Annotated in this window: 10 protein-coding genes and 1 other RNA gene; 3 read left to right on the top strand and 8 right to left on the bottom strand. The window is 54.6% G+C overall.

The window, feature by feature from the left end:
- Positions 1 to 15: 15 nt before the first annotated feature.
- The 7 genes from gcvP to HVZ39_RS04860 all read right to left on the bottom strand — a co-directional run bounded on the left by gcvP (position 16) and on the right by HVZ39_RS04860 (position 9,473).
- Positions 16 to 2,889 (bottom strand): aminomethyl-transferring glycine dehydrogenase, encoded by a 2,874-nt coding sequence (gcvP, locus tag HVZ39_RS04890; protein WP_181633284.1) that lies wholly within the window; start codon positions 2,887 to 2,889, stop codon positions 16 to 18.
- A gap of 176 nt (positions 2,890 to 3,065) precedes the next feature.
- Positions 3,066 to 3,455 (bottom strand): glycine cleavage system protein GcvH, encoded by a 390-nt coding sequence (gene gcvH, locus HVZ39_RS04885; RefSeq protein WP_003026965.1) that lies wholly within the window; start codon positions 3,453 to 3,455, stop codon positions 3,066 to 3,068.
- A 25-nt stretch (positions 3,456 to 3,480) separates the two neighbouring features.
- Complete coding sequence (gcvT, locus tag HVZ39_RS04880) at positions 3,481 to 4,575, bottom strand: glycine cleavage system aminomethyltransferase GcvT (RefSeq protein ID WP_016157417.1); 1,095 nt, start codon at positions 4,573 to 4,575, stop codon at positions 3,481 to 3,483.
- Between the two features lie 452 nt (positions 4,576 to 5,027).
- Entirely contained in the window at positions 5,028 to 6,230 is a 1,203-nt protein-coding gene (gene ubiI, locus HVZ39_RS04875) for an FAD-dependent 2-octaprenylphenol hydroxylase (RefSeq protein ID WP_094168633.1), read from the bottom strand.
- 139 nt (positions 6,231 to 6,369) lie between these two features.
- Positions 6,370 to 7,548, bottom strand: coding sequence for a 2-octaprenyl-6-methoxyphenyl hydroxylase (ubiH, locus tag HVZ39_RS04870; RefSeq protein WP_181633283.1), 1,179 nt, complete (start codon positions 7,546 to 7,548; stop codon positions 6,370 to 6,372).
- The gene (pepP, locus tag HVZ39_RS04865) at positions 7,545 to 8,870 is read right to left on the bottom strand and encodes a Xaa-Pro aminopeptidase (protein WP_181633282.1); all 1,326 of its coding nucleotides are present in this window, start codon (positions 8,868 to 8,870) and stop codon (positions 7,545 to 7,547) included. Before pepP ends, ubiH begins: the two co-directional genes overlap by 4 nt.
- 24 nt (positions 8,871 to 8,894) lie before the next feature.
- Positions 8,895 to 9,473: a YecA family protein gene (locus HVZ39_RS04860; RefSeq protein ID WP_181633281.1), complete on the bottom strand. Its 579-nt coding sequence runs from the start codon at positions 9,471 to 9,473 to the stop codon at positions 8,895 to 8,897.
- A gap of 167 nt (positions 9,474 to 9,640) precedes the next feature.
- Here HVZ39_RS04860 and zapA point away from each other — a divergent pair, with 167 nt between their 5' ends.
- The 3 genes from zapA to HVZ39_RS04845 all read left to right on the top strand — a co-directional run bounded on the left by zapA (position 9,641) and on the right by HVZ39_RS04845 (position 10,811).
- Complete coding sequence (gene zapA, locus HVZ39_RS04855; protein ID WP_003026980.1) at positions 9,641 to 9,970, top strand: cell division protein ZapA; 330 nt, start codon at positions 9,641 to 9,643, stop codon at positions 9,968 to 9,970.
- A 41-nt stretch (positions 9,971 to 10,011) separates the two neighbouring features.
- Positions 10,012 to 10,195, top strand: a non-coding RNA gene (ssrS, locus tag HVZ39_RS04850) — 6S RNA.
- A 19-nt stretch (positions 10,196 to 10,214) separates the two neighbouring features.
- The gene (locus tag HVZ39_RS04845) at positions 10,215 to 10,811 is read left to right on the top strand and encodes a 5-formyltetrahydrofolate cyclo-ligase (RefSeq protein ID WP_181633280.1); all 597 of its coding nucleotides are present in this window, start codon (positions 10,215 to 10,217) and stop codon (positions 10,809 to 10,811) included.
- Positions 10,812 to 11,192: 381 nt separating this feature from the next.
- Here the strand turns inward: HVZ39_RS04845 and serA are convergent, their stop codons facing one another.
- Entirely contained in the window at positions 11,193 to 12,425 is a 1,233-nt protein-coding gene (gene serA, locus HVZ39_RS04840) for a phosphoglycerate dehydrogenase (RefSeq protein WP_080859196.1), read from the bottom strand.
- Positions 12,426 to 12,571 lie beyond the last annotated feature (146 nt).

Below are 12,571 nucleotides of genomic sequence, written 5' to 3'. Positions count from 1 at the left end.
AGCTGAATCAGTCGATTACTGATAATCGCTCAGCGGCACGCAGGAGCAGAACAGGTTACGGTCACCGTAAACGTCATCAAGGCGTTTCACGGTCGGCCAGTATTTGTTCGCTACGCCCGCCGGGAAGACGGCGATTTCGCGGCTGTAACCGTGATTCCACTCCGCGACCAGCTCATTTTGCGTGTGCGGGGAGTTAACCAGCGGGTTATCTGTAAGCGACCATTCACCGGCTTTCACGCGATCGATCTCTGCGCGGATTGCCAGCATCGCATTGATAAAGCGATCCAGTTCCACTTTGCTTTCCGATTCAGTCGGTTCCACCATCAGCGTACCCGCTACCGGGAACGACATGGTCGGCGCATGGAAACCGTAATCGATCAGACGCTTGGCAATATCCAGTTCGCTGATGCCGGTCTCTTCTTTCAGTGGGCGAATGTCGAGAATACATTCATGTGCCACGCGACCATCGCGACCGGTATACAGCACCGGATAGGCATCTTTCAGACGGCTGGCAATGTAGTTAGCGTTCAGGATCGCCACCTGGCTTGCCTGCTTCAGACCTTCTGCGCCCATCATACGGATGTACATCCAGCTGATCGGCAGAATGGATGCGCTACCGAACGGTGCCGCAGAAACCGCGCCCTGACGGGTGAGCATCCCTTCAATCTGTACTACGCTATGACCCGGCACGAACGGCGCCAGATGCGATTTAACACCGATTGGTCCCATACCTGGGCCGCCGCCGCCGTGCGGAATGCAGAATGTTTTATGCAGGTTAAGGTGTGAGACATCGGCACCGATAAAGCCCGGTGTGGTGATCCCAACCTGAGCATTCATGTTCGCGCCATCAAGATAAACCTGGCCGCCAAACTGGTGCACAACGTCGCACACTTCACGGATCGTTTCTTCATACACGCCATGAGTAGAGGGATAGGTCACCATGATGCAGGAGAGGTTTTCACCCGCCTGCGCCGCTTTTTCACGCAGATCGCCAAGATCGATGTTGCCGTTCTTATCACAGGCGACAACCACTACCTGCATACCCGCCATCTGTGCGGAGGCCGGGTTGGTACCGTGGGCAGAGGCCGGGATCAGACAGATATCGCGATGGCCTTCGTTACGGCTTTCGTGATAATGGCGAATCGCCAGCAGACCCGCATACTCGCCCTGCGCGCCGGAGTTCGGCTGCATGCAGACTGCGTCATAACCGGTCAGTTTTACCAGCCATTCAGAAAGCTGGCCGATCATCTGGTGATAACCTTCTGCCTGCTCTGGCGGGCAGAACGGATGCAGTTCAGCGAATTCCGGCCAAGTGATAGGGATCATCTCGGCGGCAGCGTTCAGCTTCATGGTGCAAGATCCCAGCGGGATCATTGCCTGGTTCAGGGCCAGATCTTTGCGCTCCAGCGAGTGCATGTAACGCATCATCTCGGTTTCGCTGTGATAGCGATTAAACACCGGATGGCTGAGGATCGCATCGTCACGCAGCATACTGTCCTGAATGGAACGGCTGTCGAGCGCCACGTCTTTGTCCAGCGTTTCGATGTTAAGACCGTGGCTGTCTCCCAGCAGAACATTGAACAACTGCACCACGTTTTCACGGGTGGTGGTTTCATCGAGCGTAATACCTACCGCGTTATGGATATCGCTACGCAGGTTGATTTCTGCCGCTTCAGCACGCGCCAGTACCGCAGCCTTATCGGCCACTTCAACACACAAAGTGTCAAAGTAGTGCGCATGACGCAGCTTCAATCCTTTCTGTTGCAGACCGGCTGCCAGAATATCGGTCAGACGATGGATGCGATTAGCGATGCGTTTCAGGCCAACCGGGCCATGATAAACGGCATACAGGCTGGCGATGTTGGCCAGCAGAACCTGCGAGGTACAAATGTTGGAGTTCGCTTTCTCGCGGCGGATATGCTGTTCGCGAGTCTGCATCGCCATGCGCAGGGCGGTATTACCCGCTGCATCTTTGGAGACGCCGATAATACGGCCTGGCATGGAGCGTTTGAATTCGTCTTTGGCGGCAAAGAATGCCGCGTGCGGGCCGCCGTAGCCCATCGGTACGCCGAAGCGTTGCGCAGAGCCGAAAACGATATCCGCGCCTTGTTTGCCCGGTGCAGTCAGCAGTACCAGCGCCATAAAATCAGCAGCCACGCTCACAATCACTTTGCGTGACTTCAGTTCGCCAATCAGGGCGCTGTAGTCGTGCACTTCACCGGTGGTGCCAACCTGCTGCAACAGCACGCCGAACACATCCTGATGATCCAATGCTTTTGCCGCGTCATCAACAATGACGTCAAAACCAAAAGTTTGCGCACGAGTACGCACTACGTCCAGCGTTTGCGGATGAACATCAGCCGCCACAAAGAAACGGTTAGCATTTTTCAGTTTGCTGACGCGTTTGGCCATCGCCATGGCTTCAGCTGCAGCAGTAGCTTCATCTAGCAGAGAAGCGGAAGCCATGTCCAGGCCGGTCAGGTCCAGCGTCACCTGCTGGAAGTTCAGCAATGCTTCCAGACGGCCCTGGGAGACTTCCGGTTGATACGGGGTGTAGGCGGTGTACCAACCCGGGTTTTCCAGCATGTTACGCAGGATAACCGGTGGCAGCTGCACGGCGGTGTAGCCCATGCCAATGTAGGACGTGAAGCGCTTGTTACGCCCGGCGATGGCTTTTAATTCAGCCAGCGCAGCGTATTCGGTCGCCGCCTCGCCCACCTGTGGCGGGGTTGCGAGCTGAATGTCTTTCGGCACAATCTGGCCGATCAGCGCGTTTAACGACTCGGCGCCAACCGCATTCAGCATCTCTTGCTGCTGCGCGGCGTCCGGTCCGATGTGGCGTTCAATGAAAGCGCCGCTATTTTCAAGCTGGCTTAACGTCTGTGTCATGGGCGATGGTTCCTGAAACGTGCAGTGAATCGTAGGTGTCTCTACTTACCTGAATACGCAAAAAATTCGCGTTGCAGGAAGGCGGCGACGCAGCACATCCCCAGGAGCTTACATCAGTAAGTAACTGAGGTGTGCAAGAAAGCCAACACACCTGCAACGTGAAGAATGAAGCGTATTTATTCGTCTTCTAACAAAGCTTCATATGCAGTCGCATCCAGCAGCGATTCAATTTCGCTTTCATCGCTGGCTTTGATTTTGAAGATCCAGCCCCCTGCATACGGCTCGCTGTTGACCAGTTCCGGGGAGTCGCTGAGCGCGTCGTTAACCGCAACAATCTCACCGCCTACTGGCGCATAAATATCGGATGCCGCTTTTACGGATTCCGCAACGGCGCAGTCATCGCCCGCGCTGACGGTTGCGCCAACTTCGGGCAGGTCAACGAAAACCATGTCACCTAACAGCTCCTGAGCATGTTCGGTGATCCCAACGGTGTAAGAGCCGTCAGCTTCTTTGCGCAGCCATTCGTGTTCTTTGCTGTATTTCAGTTCTGCAGGTACGTTGCTCATCAATCAATCTCCAAAAAAGGATGAATTACGCGACGGCTTTGCCGTTACGCACAAAAACAGGTTTAGTCACTTTTACCGGCATTTCGCGGTTACGGATCTGTACGATCGCATTCTCACCAATACCCGCAGGGACACGCGCCAGCGCGATGCTGTAACCCAGGGTTGGGGAGAATGTCCCGCTGGTGATAATGCCTTCCTGCTGATTGCCGGAAGCATCGGTGAAACGCACCGGCAGTTCATTACGCAGTACGCCTTTCTCGGTCATCACCAGTCCGACCAACTGTTCGTGGCCTTTTTCACGCTGCATTTCCAGCGCTTCCCGACCGATAAAGTCGCGGTCAGTCGGTTCCCACGCAATGGTCCAGCCCATGTTGGCCGCCAGCGGAGAAATGCCTTCGTCCATCTCCTGACCGTACAAGTTCATGCCGGCTTCCAGACGCAGCGTGTCGCGCGCGCCAAGACCGCAAGGTTTGACACCTGCTTGTACCAGCGCACGCCAGAAGTCTGCCGCCTTTTCACTCGGCATAGCAATTTCATAGCCTGCTTCGCCGGTATAACCGGTGGTTGCGATAAACAAATCACCCGCCTGAACGCCGAAGAACGGCTTCATGCCTTCTACCGCCTGACGCTGCTCGTCAGTAAACAATGTGGCTGCTTTTTCCTGCGCGTTTGGGCCCTGCACCGCAATCAGCGACAGATCGTCTCGAACGGTGATGTCGATGGCGTAGGGTTCAGCGTGTTGGGTAATCCAGGAGAGGTCTTTTTCGCGGGTGGCGGAGTTTACAACGAGGCGGAAGAAATCTTCAGTGAAGTAGTAGACAATCAGGTCATCTATCACGCCGCCCGAAGCGTTGAGCATACCGGAGTAGAGGGCTTTACCCGTCTTCGTTAGCTTCGCGACGTCGTTTGCCAGCAGATAACGCAAGAACTCCCGGGTGCGGCTACCGCGCAGGTCGACGATGGTCATATGTGACACATCAAACATTCCGGCATCGGTGCGAACAGCATGGTGTTCATCAAGCTGAGAACCGTAATGCAGTGGCATCATCCAGCCATGGAAATCTACCATGCGCGCGCCACATAGCGTGTGTTGTTCGTACAAAGGAGTCTGTTGAGCCATCTTTTCCTCGTTGAATAAGCGGGGCTACCAACTCTTTCGCGGTGAAATTTTCGCCACGAAACCCAGCACCGCAGCCGCTCCAGGGGCCACGACGCAAACGTTCTCTTTGTCCTGAACTTACCACCGAAACAGACGCTAAACCATAAGGCAAAATTAACCATCACATTAGCTTATGGCCAAAAACAGCAAAATCACCGGCAGAACAAAACCCCATCCATACGGCAAATAATCAGAACAAAAAATAAATACAAGCTGGAATTAACAGCACCAACCAACATTAAATGTGGAAAAATTGTCAAAAATGGCGTTATGAAAAAAACGTAATATAAAAAAAACTAATGCGAAAAAAGGCGTGGAATTAGATTATTTCAAATGAGAGAAGCACCCCGGCGCTCAGGCCGGGAGTGGAAAGTGTGACGGGTCTCAAACTCTTAAGATTGTCCTTACGGACGCTAGCGTAACCACTCAGGAAGATCGTTCAGCCCCATCGCCTGGCGGATGAGCTGTGGTTTTACGCCTGGCAGGGTATCGGCCAGTTTCAGACCAATATCACGCAGCAGTTTTTTCGCCGGATTCTCGCCTGCAAACAGTTCACGAAAGCCCTGCATACCGGCCAGCATCATCGCTGCGCTGTGCTTACGGCTGCGCTCGTAGCGGCGCAAATAGAGATACTGACCAATATCTTTGCCCTGACGCTGTAGCCGCTTCAGCTCATCGATCAGCTCCGCCGCATCCATAAATCCAAGGTTAACCCCCTGACCCGCCAGCGGGTGGATGGTATGCGCCGCATCCCCCACCAGCGCCAGACGATGAGCAGCGAACTGACGGGCATAGCGTCCCGTCAGCGGAAACGCCTGACGCTCGCTTTCAAGGCTGCACAGCCCCAGGCGATTATCAAAAGCGATATTCAGCGCCTGATTAAACTCGTCAACGCTTGTCTGCTGCATGCGTTCTGCTTCCTGCGGCGAGAGCGACCAGACGATAGAGCACAGGTGCGGGTCACTGAGCGGCAGGAACGCCAGGATCCCCTCACCGTGAAACGCCTGCCGCGCAACCGCGCCGTGAGCTTCCTGCGTACGGATAGTCGCCACCAGCGCATGATGACGGTAATCCCAGAAAGTGAGCGGAATATCCGCTTTGTTGCGCAGCCAGGAGTTAGCGCCATCGGCGCCGACCACCAGGCGAGCTGTCAGCATTGCGCCATCTTTCAGGGACAGAAATGCCTCATTCTCACCCCAGGCTACCTGCTGTAACTCAGCGGGCGCCATCAGCGTAATATCCGCTGAACGCTGTGCTTTTTGCCAGAGTGCGTAATGGATCTCTGAGTTTTCAACGATGTGGCCTAAATGGCTGTAGCCCATGCTCTGGTCATCAAACGCAATACGCCCAAAGCTGTCTTTGTCCCAGACTTCCATGCCGTGGTAGCAACAAGCGCGACGGGCAACAATGTCGGACCAGACGCCCAGTCGGCTAAGCAGTTTTTCACTGGCGGCATTAATGGCCGATACGCGAAGCTGAGGAGGTGCATCCGCCGCCAAAGGCTGCGGAACATGTTGTTCTAACACTGCAACGCGCAACCCGCTGCCCTGCAAGCCGCAGGCAACCGCCAGCCCCACCATGCCGCCACCAACAATTGCTACATCAACACTTTGCACTGTTTGCTCCTGAAAATAGGACAATCAAAAACCGTAGGCCGGATAAGGCAAAGCCGCCATCCGGCATTACTTCCGCGACATTGCCTGATGGCGCTGCGCTAATCAGGCCTGCTTTTTTAATTCGGCCTACAGGTTATATCTATCGCGCAACCCAACCGAGGGTCCGCTCCGCCAGCGCATCGCGCGCAGGCGTGAATAATTCCATCGCCATCAGCCCGACATTACGCCCAACGACCAGCGGGGCCCAGCGATTGGCAAACAAATACACCAAATTGTTGGTCACACCAATCGTCGTTTCGCGATCGCGTTCGCGGCGCTGCTGATAGCGTGCCAGCACCGCATAATCACCGATATCTTCCGCGCAGTTTTGCGCCTGCGTCAACGTCTCAGCCAGGCTCATCACGTCGCGCAGACCAAGGTTGAAACCTTGTCCGGCAATGGGATGCAGCGTCTGTGCTGCGTTCCCCACCAGCACAGTACGATGGGTAATAGCTTTTTGCGCCGAGGTTAATGAAAGCGGATAGGCGTTGCGTTTACCGGCCTGGGTAATACGCCCCAACCGCCAGCCAAACGCAGTTTGCAGTTCGCGGCAAAATTGTTCGTCGGACCAGGCTATAATCTCATCCCGCCGCTCCAGCGGATGGCACCACACCAGCGAGCAGCGACCATCAGACATCGGTAGCATTGCCAGCGGACCATATTGTGTGAAACGTTCAAACGCTCGCCCGTCATGCGCAACGGAGGTCGTGACGTTGGCAATCACCGCCAGTTGTTCATAGGGTTGTTGCTGCCAGTCAACGCCGCAGGCGGTAGCCAGCGCGGAGCGCGTGCCATCGGCGGCCACCAACAGGCGACCATTAATCATCTCGCCATTTTCCAGCGTAACCTCAACGCGTTCCTGCGTGCGTGACACGCTGGCTACACGGTCGGGGCAGTGCAGCGTTATGCCCGGCGCTTTACGCAGCAGCGCAAACAAACGCAGCCCGACATCGTGCAGTTCTACCACCTGGCCCAGCGCCGGAATACGGTATTCCTGCGCATCCAGCGTCACAAATCCGGCATGGCCGCGATCGCTGACGTGAACCGTTTTGATCGCCGTTGCGCAATCGGCAATCGCCTGCCATACGCCAATTCGCGCCAGCTGTTGGCAGGTCCCTGCCGCCAGCGCGATCGCCCGGGCGTCAAACCCTGGATGGCGGTCAGTTTCAGGTTCGCTCGCTTCTATCAGGTGAACAGGCAGAGTCCCGTGGCTGAGCTGAGAAATGGCCAGCGCCAGCGCCGCACCGACCATACCACCGCCAACGATAATCACGCTCATTGCAGTCGCGCCGCAGCCATTAAGGCTTCAATGTCATCCGCTTTCTTCACCACGCTGGCGGTCAGGTTCTCATTGCCGTCCTCGGTGATGAGGATGTCATCTTCAATACGAATGCCGATACCACGATAAGCAGGCGGCACATCGGCGTCCGGTGCGATATACAGCCCCGGTTCGACGGTGAGCACCATTCCTGGCTCGAGAATACGTGAGCGGTCCTGACCATAAACGCCAACGTCGTGCACATCCAGTCCCAGCCAATGGCTAAGACCATGCATAAAGAATGGGCGATGCGCATTTTCGGTAATCAGTTGGTCGATCTCGCCGTGCAAAATGCCAAGCCTCACCAGACCCGTAATCATGATGCGCACCACTTCGCTGGTGACTTCCTGGATGGACGTCCCCGGGCGATACAGGCGCAGGCTGGTCTCTAATGACTCCAGTACGATGTCGTAGATTTCACGCTGAGCAGGGGAAAATTTGCCGTTTACCGGGAAGGTACGCGTAATGTCGCCCGCATAACCTTTGTATTCACACCCGGCGTCAATTAACACCAGATCGCCATCGCGCATTGCACTTTCATTTTCAGTGTAATGGAGAATACAGCCGTTTTCGCCGCTGCCGACAATCGTGTTATAGGATGGGTAACGCGCGCCATGGCGAGTAAACTCGTGGTGAATCTCCCCTTCCAACTGGTATTCAAACATTCCCGGACGGCATTTTTCCATCGCGCGGGTATGCGCCAGCGCACTGATCTCTCCGGCACGGCGCATGACCGCAATTTCTTCTGGTGATTTGAACAGGCGCATTTCATGCACCATTGGACGCCAGTCGATGATCGCGGCGGGTGCGTGCAGATTTTGTCTGGAGCCTTTACGCAGTTTATCCAACGCCGTGCACACAATCTCGTCTGCCCAAGCATATTCGCCCTGTGCGTGGTACACCGCGTCCAGGCCATTGAGCAACAGGTGCAGTTGTTGGTTGATTTCACTGAAGGCCAGCGCCCGGTCAACGCCGAGTTTTGCCGGTGCGGCATCCTGGCCCAGACGGCGGCCAAACCAGATCTCCGCCGTCAGATCGCGAACCCGATTAAACAAAACGCTGTGGTTATGAGTGTCATCACTTTTAATCAGCACCAGCACGGCTTCCGGTTCGTTAAAACCGGTGAAGTACCAGAAATCACTGCTTTGGCGGTACGGGTATTCACTGTCCGCGCTGCGCGTCGCTTCAGGCGCGGCAAAAATCAGCGCGGCGCTGCCAGGCTGCATTTGTGCCAGTAAAACCTGGCGACGACGCTGGAATTCTTGCTGAGATATCTCGCTCATCACACTCTCCTTTGCATTTCGTTCTTAGTGCAGAGTCGGTTTACGGACTTCCGGCGCGGTCAGCTGCTGACGCGTAAACGTGTCATGACACAGCAAGGCGGCTACGCGCACGTATTCGATAATCTCTTCGAGCGACATTTCCAGCTCTTCCTGATCTTCGTCTTCGTCATATCCCAACTGAGCGATATTGCGCAGGTCGTCAATCGCTTCACCGGTTTCACCGGTCACTTTGTCGAGCTTTGGCTGCGTAACGCCAAGGCCCAGCAAAAAGTGGTTTACCCACCCGGCCAGCGCATCGGCACGATCAAACACGCTAACGTCGTCGCCTTCAGGCAGATAAAGCTGAAAAAGGAAGCCGTCGTCCTCGAGGGCATCGCTGGTGGCAGAGTGCATTTTCATCAGTGCCTGAGCCAGCTCGTGACCGAAGGCCAGACCTTCGTTCGTCAGGTCGTGCAGCAGCGGCTGCCATGAGCTGTCGTTGTTGCCGCCGCAAATCATCCCGCTGATCAAGCCGTGCATTTCGGCCGGGGTTAATCCAGCCCCTTGTTGGTTCAAAAACTGGCTAACGTCGTTGTAGCCAGGCATTTCGTTCTGTATAGACATAAGCATTCGTCATCAAAGGGAGGAATATTCATGGTATGCTACCACTTTGGGCCCTGGTGGACCAGAAAAGGGCTTGTATCTTGATACCAGGGTAGCTATAGTGTCGCCCCTTCGCGGACCCAAGGTCTGGAGACGAAGGCAGCGCAGTCAATCAGCAGGAAGGTGGCATGTCTGCACAACCCGTCGATATCCAAATATTTGGCCGTTCACTGCGAGTGAATTGCCCGCCTGAACAAAGGGATGCGTTGAATCAGGCTGCGGACGATCTCAATCAGCGATTGCAAGATCTGAAAGTTCGCACTAGAGTCACAAATACTGAGCAGTTGGTTTTCATCGCCGCGTTGAACATCAGCTATGAATTAACTCAGGAAAAAGCGAAGACGCGTGAGTACGCGGCGAGCATGGAACAACGTATTCGGATGCTACAACAGACCATCGAACAGGCGTTGCTTGATCAGGGTCGCATAACCGAAAAAACGGGCCAAAACTTTGAATAACACTTTTCGGTTTACTGTGGTAGAGTGACCGTGAAGACAAAATTTCTCTGAGATGTTTGCAAGCGGGCCAGTCCCCTGAGCCGATATTTCATACCACAAGAATGTGGCGCTCCATGGTTGGTGAGCATGCTCGGCCCGTCCGAGAAGCCTTAAAACTGTGACGACGCATTCACCTTGAACCAAGGGTTCAAGGGTTACAGCCTGCGGCGGCATCTCGGAGATTCCCTTCTACCTGGCAACAGCCATGACACTACTTTCTGAACTCCCTTTATCCCGGCAAGAAATTCGTCAACTGATTCGACAGCGTCGTCGCGCGCTGACCTCTGAACAGCAACGACACTACGGTCAGCAAGCCGCGACCCGAATGCTCAGTTTTCCCCCTGTTGTACTCGCGCATACTGTGGCGGTATTTCTCTCGTTCGATGGCGAACTCGATACCCAGCCGCTGATAGATCAACTGTGGCGAGCGGGCAAGCGCGTTTACCTTCCGGTTCTTCATCCCTTCAGTCCCGGTAATTTACTGTTCCTGCACTATCATCCGCACAGCGACCTGGTGACCAATCGCTTAAAGATCATGGAACCACGGCTTGATGTACGCGACGTATTGCCGCTGTCAAAGCTGGACGTACTGATTACGCCGTTAGTGGCATTTGATGAGGACGGGCAACGCCTGGGCATGGGCGGTGGATTTTACGACCGCACGCTACAAAACTGGCAGCAGCATAAGATCCAACCCGTGGGCTACGCGCATGACTGCCAGTTAGTAGAAAAATTGCCGGTTGAAGAGTGGGATATCCCGCTGCCAGCGGTGGTGACGCCGTCCAAAATCTGGGAGTGGTAGCCGTTTTTTGCCGATTGACAGCGCCGTTTTTTTGACCTAAATTCCTCGGTGAAGGGTGAGGGAGGCGAACCTCCCTCCTGCGTACTCTCTGTTAATATGCTGGCCAAGCGATGATTAACAGGATCAGCAGCATGATGACGTATCTCATCATCGTCCCTTTCCTTTTTAGAGCCCCTGCTTCGGTAGGGGCTTTCCCGTTTCAGCGCTATGCTGCGCCCCTATCGTAAATTCCTTTTATTGCTGTACAACACGCAATGCTGCCTTTAGTTGCCAACTGCGGCAAAGCTCGAAAACAGAATGTATGCGTTACAGAAAGAGATTTTGAGGCAGGGAAATCAGAGGAAAGATGGGCAGGTCAACCGCCTGCCCATGTAGAGGAAATCAGTACAGCAGACGAGCGCGAATGGTTCCCGGAAGGGCTTTCATCGCCAGCAGCGCTTTCTCCGCCACTTCTTCATCCGCTTCAATATCGATAACCACATAACCTACCTGCGCGGAAGTTTGCAGATACTGCGCGGCAATGTTGACGCCCTGCTCGGCAAAAATCTGGTTCAGTGCCGTCAGTACGCCCGGACGGTTTTCGTGAATGTGCATCAGACGACGACCACCGTGCAGCGGCAGCGAAACTTCCGGGAAGTTTACCGCAGACAGCGTAGACCCGTTGTCGGAATACTTGGTCAGTTTCCCAGCTACTTCCAGACCGATGTTTTCCTGCGCTTCCAGCGTTGAACCACCAATGTGCGGCGTCAGGATCACGTTATCGAAATCACACAGCGGCGAAGTGAAAGGATCGCTGTTAGTTGCCGGTTCGGTTGGGAATACGTCGATTGCAGCCCCCGCCAGATGTTTAGTCGCTAACGCGTCGCACAACGCAGGAATATCAACAACCGTACCGCGTGCGGCGTTAATCAGCAGCGCACCCGGTTTCATCAGCGAAATCTCACGCGCGCCCATCAGGTTTTTGGTGGAGGCATTTTCCGGCACGTGCAGACTCACCACGTCGCTCATATTGAGCAGGTCGGAAAGATGCTGTACCTGCGTGGCATTGCCAAGCGGGAGTTTATTTTCAATATCATAGAAAAAGACATGCATCCCGAGCGATTCAGCCAGAATGCCCAACTGAGTACCAATGTGGCCGTAGCCGATGATCCCCAGTTTTTTACCACGCGCTTCAAAAGAGCCGGTAGCCAGTTTATTCCACACGCCGCGGTGCGCTTTGGCGTTCGCTTCGGGTACGCCACGTAGCAGTAGCAGCAGTTCGCCAATCACCAGCTCAGCAACGGAACGTGTGTTAGAGAATGGTGCGTTAAACACAGGGATCCCGCGCTTTGCCGCTGCACTTAGATCAACCTGGTTGGTGCCAATGCAGAAGCAGCCAATCGCGACCAGTTTCTCTGCGGCGTCAATCACATCTTCAGTCAGATGGGTACGGGATCGCAGGCCAATGAAGTGGGCATCACGGATGGACTCTTTCAGTTGTTCAGTGTCCAGAGCACCTTTGTGAAACTCGATGTTGGTATAACCTGCTGCACGAAGGCTTTCGAGTGCTTTTTGGTGCACGCCTTCAACCAGCAGAAATTTAATCTTATCTTTCTCCAGTGATACCTTTGCCATTTCCCCGACCCTGTCTTTTTTTGTTCAAACTGATGTGTTGTGTGTGGGATTTTCATCCGTCTCTTCAACATATCAAAAAATAATATTGCGGCAATATGAACGTTTGCGTCGCCGTGCTGAAGAAATGTCATTCAACGGGAAATGTC

Origin of the sequence: Citrobacter sp. RHB35-C21, assembly GCF_013816515.1 — a bacterium.
In the GTDB taxonomy this organism is placed as follows: Bacteria; Pseudomonadota; Gammaproteobacteria; order Enterobacterales; family Enterobacteriaceae; genus Citrobacter; species Citrobacter braakii.
The sequence above is the reverse complement of the archived record's forward strand: the minus strand, read 5'-3'. Positions and strand labels throughout refer to the sequence as shown.

Excerpts from the sequence above, each read along its gene's own strand:
- gcvT (WP_016157417.1), bottom strand. The coding sequence starts at position 4,575 with ATGGCTCAACAGACTCCTTTGTACGAACAACACACGCTATGTGGCGCG.
- gcvP (WP_181633284.1), bottom strand. The coding sequence starts at position 2,889 with ATGACACAGACGTTAAGCCAGCTTGAAAATAGCGGCGCTTTCATTGAA.
- ubiH (WP_181633283.1), bottom strand. The coding sequence starts at position 7,548 with ATGAGCGTGATTATCGTTGGCGGTGGTATGGTCGGTGCGGCGCTGGCG.
- pepP (WP_181633282.1), bottom strand. The coding sequence starts at position 8,870 with ATGAGCGAGATATCTCAGCAAGAATTCCAGCGTCGTCGCCAGGTTTTA.
- serA (WP_080859196.1), bottom strand. The coding sequence starts at position 12,425 with ATGGCAAAGGTATCACTGGAGAAAGATAAGATTAAATTTCTGCTGGTT.
- HVZ39_RS04860 (WP_181633281.1), bottom strand. The coding sequence starts at position 9,473 with ATGTCTATACAGAACGAAATGCCTGGCTACAACGACGTTAGCCAGTTT.
- zapA (WP_003026980.1), top strand. The coding sequence starts at position 9,641 with ATGTCTGCACAACCCGTCGATATCCAAATATTTGGCCGTTCACTGCGA.
- HVZ39_RS04845 (WP_181633280.1), top strand. The coding sequence starts at position 10,215 with ATGACACTACTTTCTGAACTCCCTTTATCCCGGCAAGAAATTCGTCAA.
- gcvH (WP_003026965.1), bottom strand. The coding sequence starts at position 3,455 with ATGAGCAACGTACCTGCAGAACTGAAATACAGCAAAGAACACGAATGG.